This is a genomic window from Arcobacter aquimarinus, assembly GCF_013177635.1.
Taxonomy (GTDB): domain Bacteria; phylum Campylobacterota; class Campylobacteria; order Campylobacterales; family Arcobacteraceae; genus Aliarcobacter; species Aliarcobacter aquimarinus.
The window spans coordinates 1,407,158-1,424,218 of the sequence record NZ_CP030944.1 but is presented as its reverse complement, the minus strand read 5'-3'; the positions used below and the strand labels follow the sequence as shown (position 1 = coordinate 1,424,218).

Genomic DNA, 17,061 nt, shown 5'->3' with positions numbered 1-17,061 from the left:
GAATTATGAGTTTAAATCGTGGAATAGTAGCAAAATACAAAGCAGATAATCCCTACATAATCAAAGTTAGTTCAACATTACCTTTGGCAATGGTATTAACAGCTGAATGTGAAGAGGGAATATATTGTTTTGATAGTCCAGAAGATGCACTAAAAAGTGAGTTTTTCGAAGATGTTGAAACTGGAAATTTAAAAAAATATTTAGAGCTTGGAGTAAATGAATTTCCTGTAATAGTGCCTATTATAGTATCTGTTGTAAATATCAAACTGGATAATGAAAACAATGAAGATAAAGAGCTTATGAAAAGTTCTATTATAGAAGCAGTTAATGCTTTACGAAAAGCTTCAAGTACTATAAATAAAGCAAGTAAAAAAGGTGACCCAATTACATATAAGCCAGATATTATTGTTGTTCCTGATTATCATATTGGAGATTTAGATATTTGTAATTCTATTAATACAGTTTGTACATATTTAGGTGCTAGAACTTTTTTTGATGCTGATGCAGAACTAAACTCTGAAGCTTTAGCTTTTAGAGCAAACTTTACTTCAGATAGGATTACTTTAGCTAAGTGTGGTTTAGGAAAATGGAACATAACTTTAAATCAAACAGATTTTTATTGTGCAAGTGCTGTTTTAGCATTTTTAAGAGTTTATATAGATGGACAAAGCACAGTTGGTTATTCAAAATCTATTTCAAATCGAATTTTGCCTTTTTCAAGTGTTAAATACCCAGTTGAATTTATAGCAGGTAAACAAGATGAGACAGATAGTTTAACAGAAAAACAAATTATGAGTTTTATATCTTACAATGGTATTCGTTCTTGGGAGTATGCAACTTGTACAAATACTATTTGGAAAGATGCAAGAAGAGTTAGAATTTTTGACTTAGCAGCTAAAGCAACAGTTGATGCTTTGTTTGAATCAGTTGATAAAGATATAGATGAATTAATGGCTTGTAAAAGAGCTTTAGAAAACTTTATGGCTGATTTGGTAGGACAAAATGTAATGGTAGATGGCTTCAAAGTTTATCTAAATATGAAGCTTACAACACAAACAGCAATAGATGAAGGAAGATTTTATTTAGAAGTTGATTGTGATGATATGCCAAGTCCAAGATTGATTGAAGTTACATATAACAAAGTATCTCAAAGTGCAGAGAAAATTTATAAAATGTTTGAGGAGGCATAAATGAGAAGTGCAATAGTTGATACGAATGCTTTTATACAAGGTTATGGAAATTTAGGAAAAACAGTAAGTTTTAAAGCTCCAGAGTTAAATCAAAAAACTATTAGTGGTACAACTGGAGTTGGAGATAGAAGCTATGCAACAGGACAGTTTGAGTCTCTAGATAGTGAGTGTTCTTTTGCTTCTATGCCTGAGGCTATTTTTAATGCTTTATCAAAGCTTGATGAAGCAGAAATTATTCAAAAGAAAGCTGTTAGAACTGGAACAAAAGTAGAAAATCATACTTGGATTTCTACAGGTGCAATTAGTGTAAGTTTTGGAGATAGTAAAGCAGGTGAGATGTTAGATGTAAAAGTATCTCAAAAAGGTTTAAAAAAATATATTTATGAAGTAAATAATCAAACAAAAGTAAGAATTGACCATGATAATCTTATTGTAGAGGTTGATGGGAAAGATTTAATGTCAGATGTTAGAAGAATTTTAAGAGGATAAAAGGAAATAGATATGAAAAATAATATTGAAACGCAAAAAGATAAGAAAAAAGTTGTTGCCTATCTTGGTGATAAAAAATTGGAGTTTTCTACTCCATTGGTTGTTGGTGGTAAGGAGATAACGGAAATTGTAATAAAAGAACCAAATTTAAAAGATTTAAAAGCAGTTGCTCACATAAATGATGATTTTGAACAAACAGTTGTATTAATAGCAAATAAAAGTGGTTTTACTATCGAAGAGATGGATGAAATACCAACTCATATTTATATGAGATTGAGAGAATTAGTTAAGCCTTTTTTGTCTTAGGCTTGACTAAAGAATATATCCTACAAGGTGCTGGGCTTATAGGATATATTTATCACTTTAGTTTTAAAGATATTATGAAGTTGAAAGTTAGCGAGTTTATGTTTTTTATAGAAGACAGTAAAAATTATATTCCAAAGGTTGATAAATGAAAATAGGTTTAGGTATAGAAATAGGAGCTGTTTTTAAAGGTTTTGGTGCTTTTAAAGATACTACTAAATCTATAGATGAACTAAATCCTAAATTATCAACTCTAGGAAAAATAAAGCTAGGGATTACAGATACTTTTAAGAAGGCATCTTCTCAAATACAAAATACAACAAAAGATTTAGAAAAGTTTTCATCTATTCAGTCTAAGATGGATAAAGCAAATCTTCAATTAGGAGCTTTAAAAGATTATAGAAACAATTTTAAAAGTTCTATTATGGATAAAGTGGCTTTTGGTACTACAGTTGCAGTTCCTATGAAACTAGCAATAGATTTTGAATCTAGCATGGCTGATGTAAATAAAGTGGTTAATTTTGATTCATCTGATGAAGCAAAAGCTTTTGAACAATCTATTTTAAAAATGACTAGATCTATTCCTATAAATGCAACAGGCTTAGCTGAAATAGTTGCAGCTGGTGGACAGTTAGGTATCACAAAAGATAAGTTGCTTGATTTTACTAAAACTACTGCAAAAATGAGTACAGCTTTCGATATGAGCACAAAAGAAGCTGGTGAGTCAAGTGCCACACTTATGAATATTTTTGGTTTAAGTTTAGATGGTATTTCAAGTTTAGGAGATGCCTTAAATCACTTATCAGACAAGAGTGCTAGTAAAGCAAAAGATTTAGTAGATGTTTTATCAAGAGTAGGTGGAACTTCAAAAGTTTTTGGAATAAGTGCAGAACAAACAGCAAGTTTAGCAAGTGCATTTTTAGCTATGGGAAAACCTGCTGAAGTTGCAGGAACTGCTATAAATGCTATTTTACAAAAACTTGGAACAGCAGATAAACAAGGTGAAAAATTTCAAAATGCACTAAATCAAATAGGACTAAGTAGTGAAGAGTTAAAGGAAAATATTTCAAATAATGCCCAAGGTGCAATAGTTGATTTTTTAACAAGAATAAAAGATGTAGCTGATGATGAAAAGCTAGGACTTTTAAGTGATATGTTCGGACAAGAGTATGCTGATGATGTAGCACTTTTAACAGTAGGATTACATAATTATACAGATGCAATAGAACATTTATCTGATAAGACTAAGTATGCGGGAAGTATGACAAGAGAGTTTGATGTTAGAAGTAAAACAACAGCAAATAGTATGACACTTTTTAAAAATGGTATTGCTGAGATTGGTATAAATATTGGAAGTGTTTTATTACCAGCTTTAAATTCTATTCTTACTCCACTAAGAAGTGGGACTAATAGTTTAGCAGATGCCACTACTAAATATCCAGTTCTTACTAAAGTTGTGTTTGGTGCAACATTTGGGGTTATAGGTTTAGGTATTGCATTTTCTACTTTAGGCTTTATGGGAAGTTTTGCATTAAGTGGATTGTTGATTGCTAGAAAAGGTTTATTACTATTAACAGCTGCTTTAAATTTTGCAAAAATAGGAGTTAGAGCTTTTATGGGAGCAACAGGAATAGGTCTTTTACTTATAGGTGCTGGATTTGTATATGAGTATTGGGAGCCAATTAGTAAATTTATGAGTGCTCTTTGGGATAATCCAACAAAAGCACTAAATGATTTTTGGGAAGGGTTAAAAGAAAAGTTTGCATGGGCTAAACCTATGCTAATGGAACTAGGTAATATTTTTGGAATGGTAACTAAAGAGGAACTAAAAGCTTTTAAAGAGATAGATGCAAAGCAACAAAAAGCAAAGGAAATTGCTAACGCAAAAGAAAAAGAAGATAAAGATAAATCAGAAAAAGAAAATTTTGATGAAGAAAAATATAAATATTATTTATCAATTTATGGCAAAAAAGATGAAGCTACAGAACCAAGTTCTTTACCAACTATTCCAAAAGTAAATGAAACAACAGGTACAAAAACTATAAACAACACGCCAATTTATAATATAACAGTTAATAATCCATCTGATGGATTTGATATAGAAAAAGAAATGAAAAAAGTAGAACAAAAAAATAAAAATAAACAGTATGAGGATATAGACTGATGATTTTAGGTATGCTAGGTGATTTTGATTTTAAAATGAATAAATCAGAGTTTAATCAACTCTCAAAGCAGATAGATTTTGGGTGGATTAGCTCAGATAGAATAGCAAATTATTCATACCATCAAGCAGCAACTAAACCAAAAACTAGTTTTACATTATCTGGTACTTTAGTTATGAAATCTATTTATACTTTTGATAAGTTAGAAAAGATTGGAGAGCTTCAAGAACCAGTTCTTTTAAGCCTTACAAACACTCAACCTGTACTAGTTGTAATAAAAAATCTTAGAAAAGATATGAGCAGGTTTATAAAAACAGGCGAATATATAGAGCAAGGTTTTAGTGTGGAACTCGAAAGATGGTACAAATGATACTAACTGTTACACAAGAAAATAAAAGATTAGATGAAATAGTGTATGCTCATTATGGCTCGTTAGAGCATTTTCAAAAAGTTTTAGAATTAAACAGTATCACTAAAGTTTTTTTAGACTTAGGTGATGTTATAGAACTTCCTGAACTTGAAGAGCTAGAAGATAAAAAAGATGAATATAGTGAAGTAGGAGGTCTTTGGTGAAACCTAGATTTAAAGTTGTTGTAAATGGAAAAGATATAACAGATACTATAAATCAAAATGCTTCAAAAATAAGCTTCCACGATGAAGATGGGACAAGTAGTGATGATATAAGGCTAAGTGTTGAAGGAAGTTTTAGAAGACCAAAGTTTGGTGATGAGATAAAACTTTGGATAGGTAATGAAAATGCCATGATGTTTTGTGGTACTTTTGCTGTTCAAAATTCTAAAATTAGTACAAGTAATGGAAGCAAAATAGAGATAAGTGCAACTGCAGTTGACTTTTCAAGTGGAGCAAAAGTAAAAAGAAATAAAAGCTTTGAAAACCTAAGTATAAAGCAAGTAGTTACTCAAATAGCTAAAAAATTAGAGTTAAAAGTAGAGTGTGATTATGATGACTTATATGTGATACATATCGAACAATCAAACGAATCTGATTTACATTTTTTAAAAAGGTTAGCAAGTGAATATAACGCTTTATTTGCAATCAAAAATAATACTTTAATCTTTAAGCAAAAAGTAAAAGGTGATAAAAAATCAGAAGGACTTCCTAGATATAGTTTAAATATAAAAGATATTAGCTCGTATGATATAGAAAATACAAATAAAGAAAAATATAACTCTTGTGTAGCCTCTTGGCATGACACAAAAGAGAATATTCAAAAAAGTGTAACAGTTGGTGATGGTGAGCCAGTTAAACATATAAGAGGCTCATATCAAAATGAAGCAGATGCAAAAGCAAAAGCAACTGCAGCTCTTCAAAAAGCTTCAAGTCAAACTAAAGTTGGAAATATATCTTGTGCTGGATTTGTATGTTATGCAGGTGGAGTTTTAAATCTATCTGGAACAGTAGAAGATGATGGAGAGTATCATATTAAAAGTGTTAATCATGATATAGATACAATCTCTGGTTGGAGAGTATCAATAGAAATAGAAAACTAAATCTCACAATAAACCACAGCCACCACCCCTGATAGCTGCATAAAAATTTTACAAAAAAAAGAACATTAGCTTTAAAAAAGTGATGTTTTTTCACAAAGGATAATTATGCAAAGAACTAAACTAAAAGCCCCATTTGGTTGGGTAGGTGGCAAAACTCAACTTGCTCGTGATATTATTGATCTAATTCCACAAGATCATAAAACTTATATAGAAGTTTTTGGAGGAGCTGGAAGTGTTCTTTATCAAAAAGAACCAAGTAAACTTGAAGTGTTTAATGATATAAATAGTGAACTTGTAAATCTTCACAGAGCCATAAGAAATAATCCACAAAGCTTGAGTATTTATTTAAATGATTTACTTATCTCAAGAGAGATATTTAATGATATTAAATCAAAACATTTAAGAGGTAGAAATAATATTGAAAAAGCAGCCTTTTATTTTTACCAATTAACTCAAAGCTTTGGCTCTAAAGGTGATAACTTTGCTATGGCTGCAAAGTCAGGACGAAAACCTAAAAATATTTATAGAAATTTTAAACTAATAAGTGAAAGATTAAAAGGTGTAACTATAGAGAATATGAGCTTTAATAAACTCATACCTTTATATGATAAAGATGATGCATTCTTTTATGTAGATCCACCTTATGTATCAACTGAAAGCTACTATAAAAATACAGGAGGATTTGGAATAGCGGAACATGAAGAGTTAGCAGATTTACTATCAAAAATTAAAGGTAAATTTCTACTTTCTTATAATGATAGTGTAATAGTTCGAGAGCTATATAAAGGTTTTAATATTAGATCTACAAAAGAGATAAGATACACTCTTGGAGCAAATATGCATGGTAAGAAAAAGAGTGTAAATGAGGTGTTTATAACTAATTATTAGCAAGAATAAATGCTATCTTTTAAGTAATATTTAATAAATGTTATTTTTATTGATGATATACTTTACTATATTTTTTAAGGAGATAAGATGAATTTTACAAATATACCAATTTTAGAATTTAAAATGGATAAACAAAGTGTCTTAATTGCTTTTTTTACTATTCGATATGGAGAGTGTAATATTGAGTGTGTGTATTCAAAAGCAATGAGAAAATTTTTATTTGCTATAGTTGATAGAAATATTGGTTTTACATGTTCCTTAAACGGTACATATGCAAATACTTATATTAATCATAAAGAAGCATTAAATGCATTAGCACAATGTAGAAATCACGGACGTTGGGATCCTACTCATTTTTATGAAGTATTAAATAATAGTCTTCCTGATGTTAATATCTCAGAAGTAACAACTACTAAATATAGAGCTGTTTCTGGTTTTGCTGTTTCAAATTTTGAAGATAGGATTTATTTTAACCATTGGAGAAAAGGTAATATATCTGATCGACAAACTGGTAAAACTATTGAATTATTAGGATATGAAGTTTTGAGATTTTGTCAAAATACAGGGGTAACTCCAGTATATTTCCCTTATCCTACCGATAGAACAATGGCAGTTATGAATGATTTTAAATTAGATTATGAACAGAATAATTCACACAATTAATATTTAAACTAACTAAGAAATTCTTAGTTAGTTTAAATACGTAGCTAAAAAACTTTCAATATCTCTTATCATATTTTCAACATTTTCATGGGTAAATTCAATATCTTTACCATGAGCAGCACTATTTCTAATATCTGCTAATGCAGTAATGCTTTTTTGTTGGAACTTATTATAAACACCAGCTTTTGTTAAATCATCATTCATTTTTGTAAGTTTTCCATGTGGTATTTTTTCTTTATCACATAAGCTTCTAAGAGCCGTTTCTAAAACTACTCCAGCAATTACAGCAGCAGCTAACTTATATTTATTAGATAGTAATTCTTTAGCTTGTTCAAGCTCTGTATCAAAAACATCTGCTTCTATTAAAGATTTTATAGAAGATAAAAGTCCCTTTTCATAATCATCTTTTAAAGCTAAAAATAATGCTTTTTGTCTATCAAAGATATCCGCATGGTCTTCATGACTTTTTAATTCGGAAATTTTAACCAGTTCTGAATAATACATACTATCGGGATTAGAGTTTAATAGTAGTATTAAATTCTTTAAATTTAATTCCCATTTTTTATGTAATTCATTGTTAATTTCTATATAGCTTCCAAAATAGCTATTTTCTTTTTTTATTTTTGAAGATTCTATTGTATTAATTTCTTGTAGTAAATCTTCAAATCTTAAAGATATTTTGTTTTTCATGTAAACCCTTTGTGTTTTATTTACATTTCATTTTTCGCTTGTGAAATGTAGGTATAATTTTTTATGCAAAACTATAACGAAATTCTAGAAAAATTAAAAGATATTCTTTCCAAAGAACTTGATAATAAAAAAGTATTTAATAAAGATATAGCTCAAGCTTTAAATATAAACTATGATGTGTTTAGAAAAGCAAAACAATATAATAGAATTCCATATTTGGATATAATGCAATTTCTAGCTAAAAGAAATATATCTATTAATTGGTTCTTCTTTAATCAACTTCCAGAGAGCCTTATTGAAAATACATCTAACTACATTATCTTAAAGTATTACAATAATGTAACAGGCTCAGCTGGTCTTGGAACTATAAACTATCACTTAGATCAAAAACCACTTATTATTGATACTCAAGTATTAGATTACATAAATAGTAACTATAAATATACAGAACTAATAAAAGCTCATGGTGATAGTATGTATCCTTTTATTCATGAAGATAGTTTAATCTTTGTTGATACTTCAAATAAAGATATAAACAATAAAGATATATTTGTAGTTAATGTGAATGGTGAACTATTTATCAAACAAATTATTTATCAAGATAATTCATTCACTCTAAAAAGCTTTAATTGTGATTATAAAGATATAAATGTAAAAGTAGATGAATTAGTTGTAATAGGTAGAGTAAAAGGAGTAATTAATAAGATTTAATTTTGCTTGTGAAATGTAAGTAAAAAAGCCTAAAAAGTACTGTTTTCTTTAGACACATACATTTCATAAGCAAAATATTAACATTTCTAATGCGTTTTAACACTTTTTTTAGCAATTCCTATTTCAAAAGAGTTAAGAGATATTTGTACAAACTATGGAATTAATCACTTAATAGCTCTAAGTGGTTTTCATTTAGTTGTTTTATCTTTTATTATTTATTGGATTTTTTATTATCCATACTCTTTTTTTCATCAAAAATATTTTCCATATCGCAATAAAAAATATGATTTATTGATTATTACTATATTTTTACTTTTCTTTTATTTACTTTTAACAGGAATAGTTCCTTCTTTATTAAGGGCATTTGTGATGTTTTGTTTAGGAATTTTTCTTTTACGTTCAAATATAAAAATATTTTCTTTCGAAACTCTGTTTTTTACTTTTTTAATTGTTATAGCACTTTTCCCTAAATATTTATTTTCATTGGGTTTTTGGTTTTCAATAATGGCTGTTTTTTATATCTTTTTGTATATTAAATATTTTACTTTCAAGAATAAAATATTTCATCTTATTTTTTTTAATAGTTGGATGTTTTTGATTTTTAATCCAATAGTACATTTTTATTTTCCAGCAACTTCTTATGTGCAATTTTTGTCAATAATAATTACTATATTTTTTACAATTTTTTATCCATTTGAAATAGTTGCTCATATTTTTGATTTTGCAATATATTTTGATGAGTATATTAGATATTTTTTAGAGTACAAAATGTATGTTTATGAAGTAAAAACACCCTTTTATTTTTTTATTATTTTTATAATTTTTTCTTTTTTATCAATATTTTATAAAAAGGGTTTTTATATTTTGAATGTTTTGATGATTTTATTTAATCTGTTTTTATATTTAAGATTTTAAAACCTTATCTAATGTATATTTCATATCTTCGTCTAAATCATTCATAGATGTTCTCATCCAATTAAGATAGTTACTGTCTAAAGTAGCTACTTCTTCAATATCTTTCCCTTTATATTTTCCAAATCTAAAAGTTTTGATAAATACAGGAGTTTTTGTTAAATCTACAAGTTTTTCTATTGGATTATAATCAGGATAAATTTCTCTACATTTACCTACAAGTTTTGTTAAAAATAGTTTCATTACAAGCACATCACCGATTGCATCATGAGCTTTTATGGTTATATTATGTTTTGCTGCTTCTATTTCTTCAACTTTGTAAAGTTCAAGAGCATATCTTATATATTGAAGTCTATGATAAGGAAGTTCTGGAAATAAATGTTTTGCACATCTCAAAGTATCAATTATTTGATATTGGTTTATAAATCCCTCTTTTTTTATCATTCCTAAATCAAAAGAGATATTATGAGCAATTAAATAGTTTTCATTTGAATTTAACTCTTCTAATCTTTTATAAAAATTTGTTTGGGTTGCCTTTGGTTTTCCAAGTAATAAATTAGGAGTAATATTATGAACTTCCATAGCTTCAAGTTTTATATCAATATCAGTTGAACACAACTCATCAAAAGCTTCAATTTTTCCTTTTTGATCAACAATCATTGCACCAAATTGAATAATTTTATCTTCTTCTTGATTTCCTGTTGTTTCTGTATCAAATAAAACGTAATATGCCATAATAAATCTCCTTTTAAAGTATCAACATACCATCACCATAAGAGTAAAATCTATATTTTTCTTTTATGGCTTCGTGGTAAATTTCAAGTGTTTTTTCTAATCCCACAAATGATGCTATTAACATTATAAGTGTAGATTTTGGTAAGTGAAAGTTTGTAAGTAAGCAATCAACTTTTATAGGTTTATTTGCTGGATTTAAAAACAAATCACATTCACCTTGTATTTTGTTTGTTCTTACATAATACTCAACTGTTCTTGTTACTGTAGTTCCAACAGCTAAAACTTTTGAGGCATTATCTAAAGCTTTTTTTGCATCTATTCCTATTTCAAAATATTCACTATGCATTGGATGATTTAAAATATCTTCAGCATCAACTGGTTTAAAAGTTCCAGCTCCCACATGAAGTGTTAGATAATTTACATTATATTTATTATTTATCTTTTCTAGAAGTTCAGGTGTAAAATGTAGTGATGCTGTAGGAGCTGCTACTGCTCCATAATTTTTAGCAAATAAAGTTTGGTAATCTTGTTCATCTTTTTTTTCATCAGCTCTATTCATATAAGGAGGAAGAGGAAGATGACCTATTTTATTTAAAATTTCCACAACTTCTAAAAAATCAAGTTTTTTATCATTTTGAAAAAACTCCACTACACGACTACCATCTTCATTGATTTCTAAAACTAAAGCTGTTAAATTCTCATCAAAAAATAGTTTTGTTCCTACTTTTACTTTTCCACCGATCATTACTAAATATCTATCCATAAATAATGGTTTATTAAGTAATAATTCTATTTTTCCACCAGTTTCTTTTGTACCAAAAATTCTAGCTTTTATAACTTTTGTGTCATTTAAAAATATAGATAAATCATCAGGTAAAAAATCCATAAGATTTTTAAAAGTTGAATGAGTGATTTTGTTTGTTTTTCTATCATAGACCAAAAGCCTAGCGGAATCAGCTGGACTTACTGGATGGGTTGCAATTAATTCTTTTGGTAAATCATAGTCATAACTTGAAGTTTTTAATGGATCTAGCAATTTTACTCTTCCTCTTCTTCTTTTGGAGCTGGATTAAATACTTTTGCTATGTAAATAGAAATACCATAAAGTAAAGTTAATGGTGCAGCCATTAATAATTGACTAATAACATCTGGAGGAGTTAAAAGTGCTGAAAGAATAAAAATAAGAATTATTGCATATCTAAAAAAGTTTTTTAACATTCTATCATCAACAAGTCCTATTTTTGCAAGGAAAAATGTTATAACTGGTAACTCAAAAGCAATTCCAAAACCAATTAAAAGTTTTGTGAAAAACCCAACATACTTACCAATACTTGGTAATACTGTAACAACGGCAGAACCAAAATTTACTAAAAATTCGAATCCTACAGGAACAACTATATAATAAGCAAAAGATGCCCCAATTAAGAACATAAGTGTTGCAAAAAATACGAAAGGAATTACAAGCTTTTTTTCGTGGTCATAAAGTCCAGGTGCTAAAAACAACCATAATTGCCAAAATATAACAGGTAAAGATATAACAAAACCACCAAAAAATGCAACTTTTAAAGCTGTGAAAAATGTCTCTTGGATTTCAACAGCAACCATGTGAGAATTTTCAGGCAAAATAGTTTTAACAGGAATCATCATCCAACTAAGAATTGGTTCATAAAAAGCAAAACATACAAAAAACATAGCAATAACAGTTAAACTTGAAATAACTAATCTTTTTCTCAAATCTGCTATATGTGGTTTTAAATCTTCAAACATTAAGCATTATCCTCTTTTTTTTCATCTAATTTTACTTTGAATTTATCCTCTTTTTTGAAAGATACTTTTTCACTCTTTTTTTCTTCAACAAGCTCTTTCTCAATTGTTTTTTCATTTGTAGATGATTTTATATCATCATTTAGAATATCATTTAATCCTAAATCTACTTTTGAATCCATTGATAAAGAAGCTTTTGTTTCTTCAATTTGTGATTTAAATTTATTAGCTTCAGCTTTCATTTCTGAAATATTTAATTCATTATCCAAGGTTGTCTTTGCATCTGCAAGTCCATTTTTAAATTTATTGATAAATTTTGCTATCTCAACCATAGCTGTAGGTAGTTTATCAGGTCCTAATGCAATAATTGCAACTATTGCAATTAAAAAAATTTCCATAAAGCCCATTCCAAACATTTGTAACTCCCGTATCTATTTAAAGGGAAAGATTTTACCTAAAATTTGTTAAAATCAACCAAAAATTAAAAACAAATCATAAGGGAAAAAATGGAAATTATAGTTTTAATAGTTGTTATAGCAATTTTATTTCTAATAGGAAAAAATTATAAAACTGAAGAATTTAAAAATATAAATTTGAAAAGAAAAGAGATTTTTCAAGGTGATTTGATGCATCATGAAGCTGGACTTTTAGTTGCATTAATGGCGAAAGTTTCAAAAGCAGATGGGAAAGTTTGTGAGTTAGAAGCTGAAGTTTTAAAACATACATTTACTGATATTTCAAATCACTTTGAAAATCAAGAAGAAATAAGAGAAAAACTAAAAGTTTTATATGAAAAAGAGAAGCAAAGTTTTGATAATTTAATAGATATTTGTAATAAATTATACAGTTTAACAAAACATGATTATAATAAACGAGTTAAAATTATGGAATATCTTTTGAATTTAGCCTTTATTGATAAAGAGTTTTCAAATACAGAAAAGATGATTACTGAAGATATTTCAAATGCTTTAAAGGTTAAATTGGAAGATTTTGATAATTTAATCAAAACTTTTGAATCTTTTTATGCTCAACAAGCTATGAATAAGTCATTAAGTTTAGAAAATGCTTATGATATTTTAGGGTCAAAACCTTCAGATGATGATGCAACACTAAAGAAAAATTATAGAAATTTAGTAAAAAAACATCATCCTGATATTATCTCGGGGCAGGGGGCAACTCAAAGTATTATTGATGAAGCAACACAAAAACTTCAAGAGATAAATGAAGCTTATGAAATAATCAAAAAAGATAGAGGTATATGATTTGTTAGGGTTTAAAAAATCTTATGAAGTTTGTAATTGTAAAAAAGTGACAATAAATCAAATCAAAGATGCAATTATTAATAAAAATGCTTTAACTCTTAGTGAAATACAAGATATAACAACAGCAGGAACAGAGTGTAGGTTTTGTATTTTTCCTGAGGGTGATTTTGGAAAAATGAAAAAAAAGATTTATTGTAAAGATATTTTAAATGAAATAAAAAAAGAGATGATTAATGGCTAAAAGTTTTCCACATTCATTTGAAGTTTGTACTTGTAAACATGTAACTTTAGGTGAAATAATATATGCAATAAAAGAAAAAGGTGCTAAAACCTTAGAAGATATAGAAAATATTACAGATGCAGGAACTTGTTGTAAGTCTTGTAAAAATTCACAAAGTGATATTGGTGTAGAGAAAATGGAGCTTTATATAGAAACAATTTTAAATAAATTTAACAAAGAATAAAAATGAAACAACAAATAATAGAAAATATAAAAGAATTAATAAAAATAAATCCTGAAGAAACTATAGAGATAAATCCAAAGTATTTAGAGTATTTTGATGAAGAAGAGTTATTGGATATTCAAAAAAAATTAGAAACAAGAAAAAATGACATTTCACAAATAAGTAATAATTATTTAGATGAAATTTATCAAAAAACAAAAAAAGATGAGATATAATTACTTAATAAAGGATTAAGAGTGAAAAATTGGAAAAAAATTAAGGAGGATTTAATATTTTTCTTAAAAAATGAAGTTTCTAATGCAGGACTTAATAAAGTAACTGTTGGCTTATCTGGTGGCTTAGATTCAGCTGTTGTTGCTGTTTTATGTCAAGAAGCATTTAAAGAAAATTTAAATTGTGTTTTAATGCCTTCACAATTCTCTTCACAAAGTTCAATTGATGATGCTATTGAACTTTGTGAAAAGTTTGATATTAAGTATGAGATTATTTCAATAGAACCAATGGTTAGTAGTTTTATAAAAAATATGAATGAAGATAAGCTTAGAATTGGAAACTTCTCTGCAAGAATGAGAATGGCTGTTTTATATGATGTATCTTCAAGAGAAAAATCTTTAGTTGTTGGAACTTCAAATAAAAGTGAGATACTTTTAGGATATGGAACTATTTTTGGAGATACGGCTTGTGCTATTAATCCAATAGGGGAAATTTATAAAAGTGATGAGTTTGAATTTGCAAAAATATTAGGCGTTACAGATGCAATTTTAAATAAAGCTCCAAGTGCTGATTTATGGGAAGGTCAAAGTGATGAAGCAGAACTTGGCCATACATATAAACAAATGGATGATTTATTGAAATTAATGATTGATGAAAATAAATCAAAAGAAGAGTTAATAAAATTAGGCTTTGAAGAAGAGTTTATAGATAAAATTAACCATAGAGTTAAAGCAAATGCTTTTAAAGGTAAATTACCAACAATAGCAAAAATAAAATGGAGTTAAATTAATAATGAAAAAAATACCTATATTTAGAGCATCAGTTGATAGTGATGAATTAAATCAATTAAAACAAGTACTTGATTCAAAAGAGTTTTTATCTAAAGTTTTAGAATTTGAAGAGAGTATCGAAAAATTCATTGGTGCTAAATATGCTATTGCAACTGCAACTTCAACAGCTGCTATTCATCTTGCTTTAAGTGCTATAAAACTTAAAAGAGGTGATAAGATACTTATGTCTGTAAACTCTTTTGTAAATTTACCTGAAGTTGTTAGACATTTTGATGCAGAACCTATTTTTGTTGATATAAATCCTGATGATATGAATATTGATTTAGATAAATTTGAAGAAGTTTTAAAAGAGAATGATTCAAAAAAATTAAGAGGTGCTATTATTACTTTTGTTGGTGGTCAAACTCCTGATTTAGATAGATTATATGATATTGTTGAAAAATATGGAATTATATTAATTGAAGATTGTAGATCAAGTTTAGGTGCAACTTATAAAGGTAAAATGGTTGGTAATTTAAGAGCTGATATGACGATTTTTTCAACAAATCCTTCTATCTCAAGATATGCAGTTAGTAGATCAGGTTTAATTGTAACAAATAATGAAGAAATAGCAAATAGAGCAAAACTTTTAAGAACTCATGCTCTTACAACAACATATGATAGTTATGGAAATTTAGATTATGTTTATGATGTTGTTGATATTGGACATAAATATGATTTATCAGAACTTGATGCTGCTTATGCTTTAGCTCAGTTAAATAAAACTGATAAGTTTGTAAAAAGAAGAAAAGAGATAGCTGCTTTATATAAAAAAAGATTAACGGGTGTGAAGCATATAGAAATTCCAGCTTATACGGACGATAATATATTTACACAATTTATCATAAAAGTTTCAAGAAATAGAGATGCTTTTGCTAGAGCTTTAAAAGAAAGAGGTGTTTCAACAGGACTTAACTATATACCTTTACATCTTTTATCTTATTATAAAACAAAATATTCTATTAAAATTACAGCATTCCCTAATGCTTTAAATAACTATCAACAAATTTTATCTTTACCAATTTATGCAAGTTTAACTGATGAAGAAGCAAATTATGTTTGTGATAAAGTTATTGAAGTTGCATCTTCTTGGATATAAAATAATTTGAAACAAAAATTACATCTATGGATTGAAGAGTATCTCTTCTTTCCAAATAACTTTCAAAAAATTATCTCGTTTTTACTAATTCCTCTAACTTTTATTTATATGCTAATTATTCTTACAAAAAGAGCAATGGCTAAAGAGATAGAGTTTGGAATTCCTGTTATTTCAATTGGAAATATAATTGTTGGAGGAAGTGGAAAAACTCCAGTTACAATAAATCTTGCATCAAAATATGAAGATGTTTGTGTAATTTTAAGAGGTTATGGAAGAGCTTCAAAGGGATTGCAAATTGTTAGTTTAAGAGGGAAAATCTTACTTGACGTAAAATCAAGTGGAGATGAGGCAATGCTTTTAGCAAATTCTTTACCAAAAGCTACAGTAATTGTGAGTGAAGATAGAGTAAAAGCTATTTTAAAAGCAAAAGAGTTAGCTTGTAAAATAGTATTTTTGGATGATGGATTTTCTAAATATCAAATCTCAAAATTTAATATTTTACTTCGACCAAAAGATGAACCAACAAATATTTTTTGTTTACCAAGTGGTGGATATAGAGAACCAAAAAGTTTTTATGCAAGTGCTGATTTAGAATTACTTGAAGGAAGAGATTTTAAAAGAGTTATAACTATTAAAAAAGATGGAAAAGTTTGTGAACTTCCTTCTAGAACTCTTTTATTAACAGCAATTTCAAAACCTAAAAGATTGCTTGAGTATTTACCAAAAGATATAAAAATGGTTTCATTTCCAGATCATTATACTTTTACAAAAGAAGATATTTCTAATATTCAAGAAGAGTATAAAGATTTCTCATTTCTTACAACAGGAAAAGATTTGGTAAAGTTAAAAGAGTTTAAAATAAAAAATCTATATTTAATGGATTTAGAAATAGAGATTTCATCGAATGTAGATTTTTCTTTATTAGATGAATATTTAAAAAGTTTTGAAAAGGAGTTTTAAATGACAGGAATTTTAGTCTCTTCTTTTTTGATGATATTTGTAGTTTTCTCTTTCGTTTTATATATTTATATTTTAATAGATATTTTAAGACATGAGTTTACAGGTTATAATAAAATTATTTGGATAATAGTAATCATTTGTTTTCCTATTTTAGGAGCTCTGTTATATTTGGTTTTTGGAAGAGGACAAAGAGTAAAAAAGTAGCAAATGCTACT

24 protein-coding genes are annotated in these 17,061 nt (G+C 27.5%); 19 read left to right on the top strand and 5 right to left on the bottom strand.

Annotated features, from left to right (window positions below; all coding sequences use genetic code 11):
* Nucleotides 1–5 precede the first annotated feature (5 nt).
* From AAQM_RS07120 to AAQM_RS07080, 9 genes are all read left to right on the top strand, one after another.
* Nucleotides 6–1,190, top strand: a complete 1,185-nt coding sequence (locus tag AAQM_RS07120) for a phage tail sheath protein (RefSeq protein WP_129095008.1) — start codon at nt 6–8, stop codon at nt 1,188–1,190.
* Entirely contained in the window at nt 1,191–1,679 is a 489-nt protein-coding gene (locus tag AAQM_RS07115; protein WP_129095009.1) for a phage major tail tube protein, read from the top strand.
* A 12-nt stretch (nt 1,680–1,691) separates the two neighbouring features.
* Nucleotides 1,692–1,985, top strand: coding sequence for a phage tail assembly protein (locus tag AAQM_RS07110; protein WP_129095010.1), 294 nt, complete (start codon nt 1,692–1,694; stop codon nt 1,983–1,985).
* A 145-nt stretch (nt 1,986–2,130) separates the two neighbouring features.
* A complete protein-coding gene (locus AAQM_RS07105) occupies nt 2,131–4,146 on the top strand; it encodes a phage tail tape measure protein (protein WP_129095011.1) in 2,016 nt (671 codons plus the stop codon).
* Nucleotides 4,146–4,514 carry a phage tail protein gene (locus tag AAQM_RS07100; protein WP_129095012.1) on the top strand — a complete coding sequence of 123 codons (369 nt, stop codon included), beginning with the start codon at nt 4,146–4,148 and terminating at the stop codon, nt 4,512–4,514. Before AAQM_RS07105 ends, AAQM_RS07100 begins: the two co-directional genes overlap by 1 nt.
* Nucleotides 4,511–4,717 carry a tail protein X gene (locus tag AAQM_RS07095; protein ID WP_129095013.1) on the top strand — a complete coding sequence of 69 codons (207 nt, stop codon included), beginning with the start codon at nt 4,511–4,513 and terminating at the stop codon, nt 4,715–4,717. Before AAQM_RS07100 ends, AAQM_RS07095 begins: the two co-directional genes overlap by 4 nt.
* Nucleotides 4,714–5,655, top strand: a complete 942-nt coding sequence (locus AAQM_RS07090) for a phage late control D family protein (RefSeq protein WP_129095014.1) — start codon at nt 4,714–4,716, stop codon at nt 5,653–5,655. The genes AAQM_RS07095 and AAQM_RS07090 overlap by 4 nt, the downstream gene beginning before the upstream one ends.
* Before the next feature lie 105 nt (nt 5,656–5,760).
* On the top strand, nt 5,761–6,543 hold the full coding sequence (locus tag AAQM_RS07085) for a DNA adenine methylase (protein ID WP_129095015.1): 783 nt from the start codon (nt 5,761–5,763) through the stop codon (nt 6,541–6,543).
* A gap of 87 nt (nt 6,544–6,630) precedes the next feature.
* Nucleotides 6,631–7,206, top strand: coding sequence for a DUF6037 family protein (locus tag AAQM_RS07080; protein ID WP_129095016.1), 576 nt, complete (start codon nt 6,631–6,633; stop codon nt 7,204–7,206).
* 27 nt (nt 7,207–7,233) lie between these two features.
* Here AAQM_RS07080 and AAQM_RS07075 read toward each other — a convergent pair whose 3' ends face one another.
* On the bottom strand, nt 7,234–7,896 hold the full coding sequence (locus AAQM_RS07075; protein WP_129095017.1) for a DUF4145 domain-containing protein: 663 nt from the start codon (nt 7,894–7,896) through the stop codon (nt 7,234–7,236).
* A 63-nt stretch (nt 7,897–7,959) separates the two neighbouring features.
* On the opposite strand from AAQM_RS07075, the gene AAQM_RS07070 reads away from it, so the two are divergent.
* Together AAQM_RS07070 and AAQM_RS07065 are read left to right on the top strand one after the other, a co-directional pair.
* Nucleotides 7,960–8,607 carry a S24 family peptidase gene (locus AAQM_RS07070; RefSeq protein WP_129095018.1) on the top strand — a complete coding sequence of 216 codons (648 nt, stop codon included), beginning with the start codon at nt 7,960–7,962 and terminating at the stop codon, nt 8,605–8,607.
* Nucleotides 8,608–8,721: 114 nt separating this feature from the next.
* Complete coding sequence (locus AAQM_RS07065; RefSeq protein WP_346726156.1) at nt 8,722–9,522, top strand: ComEC/Rec2 family competence protein; 801 nt, start codon at nt 8,722–8,724, stop codon at nt 9,520–9,522.
* Here the strand turns inward: AAQM_RS07065 and AAQM_RS07060 are convergent.
* Genes AAQM_RS07060 through tatB form a run of 4 tightly spaced genes read right to left on the bottom strand, consistent with a single transcriptional unit; the run spans nt 9,511 to nt 12,434 of the window.
* Nucleotides 9,511–10,254, bottom strand: coding sequence for a 3'-5' exonuclease (locus AAQM_RS07060; protein WP_129094595.1), 744 nt, complete (start codon nt 10,252–10,254; stop codon nt 9,511–9,513). The two genes, AAQM_RS07065 and AAQM_RS07060, sit on opposite strands and share 12 nt — an antisense overlap.
* Before the next feature lie 13 nt (nt 10,255–10,267).
* Nucleotides 10,268–11,290, bottom strand: a complete 1,023-nt coding sequence (gene queA / locus AAQM_RS07055) for a tRNA preQ1(34) S-adenosylmethionine ribosyltransferase-isomerase QueA (RefSeq protein ID WP_129094594.1) — start codon at nt 11,288–11,290, stop codon at nt 10,268–10,270.
* A 2-nt stretch (nt 11,291–11,292) separates the two neighbouring features.
* Nucleotides 11,293–12,021: a twin-arginine translocase subunit TatC gene (gene tatC / locus AAQM_RS07050; protein ID WP_129094593.1), complete on the bottom strand. Its 729-nt coding sequence runs from the start codon at nt 12,019–12,021 to the stop codon at nt 11,293–11,295.
* Nucleotides 12,021–12,434 (bottom strand): Sec-independent protein translocase protein TatB, encoded by a 414-nt coding sequence (tatB, locus tag AAQM_RS07045; RefSeq protein ID WP_129094592.1) that lies wholly within the window; start codon nt 12,432–12,434, stop codon nt 12,021–12,023. Before tatB ends, tatC begins: the two co-directional genes overlap by 1 nt.
* Before the next feature lie 90 nt (nt 12,435–12,524).
* On the opposite strand from tatB, the gene AAQM_RS07040 reads away from it, so the two are divergent.
* From AAQM_RS07040 to AAQM_RS07005, 8 genes are read left to right on the top strand one after another with little or no spacing between them, the layout of a single operon-like run.
* On the top strand, nt 12,525–13,280 hold the full coding sequence (locus AAQM_RS07040; RefSeq protein ID WP_129094591.1) for a DnaJ domain-containing protein: 756 nt from the start codon (nt 12,525–12,527) through the stop codon (nt 13,278–13,280).
* 1 nt (nt 13,281) lies between these two features.
* Nucleotides 13,282–13,521 carry a (2Fe-2S)-binding protein gene (locus AAQM_RS07035; protein WP_129094590.1) on the top strand — a complete coding sequence of 80 codons (240 nt, stop codon included), beginning with the start codon at nt 13,282–13,284 and terminating at the stop codon, nt 13,519–13,521.
* The gene (locus AAQM_RS07030) at nt 13,514–13,744 is read left to right on the top strand and encodes a (2Fe-2S)-binding protein (protein WP_129094589.1); all 231 of its coding nucleotides are present in this window, start codon (nt 13,514–13,516) and stop codon (nt 13,742–13,744) included. The genes AAQM_RS07035 and AAQM_RS07030 overlap by 8 nt, the downstream gene beginning before the upstream one ends.
* Nucleotides 13,745–13,746: 2 nt before the next feature.
* Entirely contained in the window at nt 13,747–13,959 is a 213-nt protein-coding gene (locus AAQM_RS07025) for a hypothetical protein (protein WP_129094588.1), read from the top strand.
* Between the two features lie 21 nt (nt 13,960–13,980).
* Nucleotides 13,981–14,742 (top strand): NAD+ synthase, encoded by a 762-nt coding sequence (locus AAQM_RS07020; protein WP_129094587.1) that lies wholly within the window; start codon nt 13,981–13,983, stop codon nt 14,740–14,742.
* Between the two features lie 7 nt (nt 14,743–14,749).
* Nucleotides 14,750–15,886, top strand: a complete 1,137-nt coding sequence (locus AAQM_RS07015) for a DegT/DnrJ/EryC1/StrS family aminotransferase (RefSeq protein ID WP_129094586.1) — start codon at nt 14,750–14,752, stop codon at nt 15,884–15,886.
* A gap of 6 nt (nt 15,887–15,892) precedes the next feature.
* Nucleotides 15,893–16,846, top strand: a complete 954-nt coding sequence (locus tag AAQM_RS07010; protein ID WP_129094585.1) for a tetraacyldisaccharide 4'-kinase — start codon at nt 15,893–15,895, stop codon at nt 16,844–16,846.
* Complete coding sequence (locus tag AAQM_RS07005; protein ID WP_128986165.1) at nt 16,847–17,050, top strand: PLDc N-terminal domain-containing protein; 204 nt, start codon at nt 16,847–16,849, stop codon at nt 17,048–17,050.
* Nucleotides 17,051–17,061 lie beyond the last annotated feature (11 nt).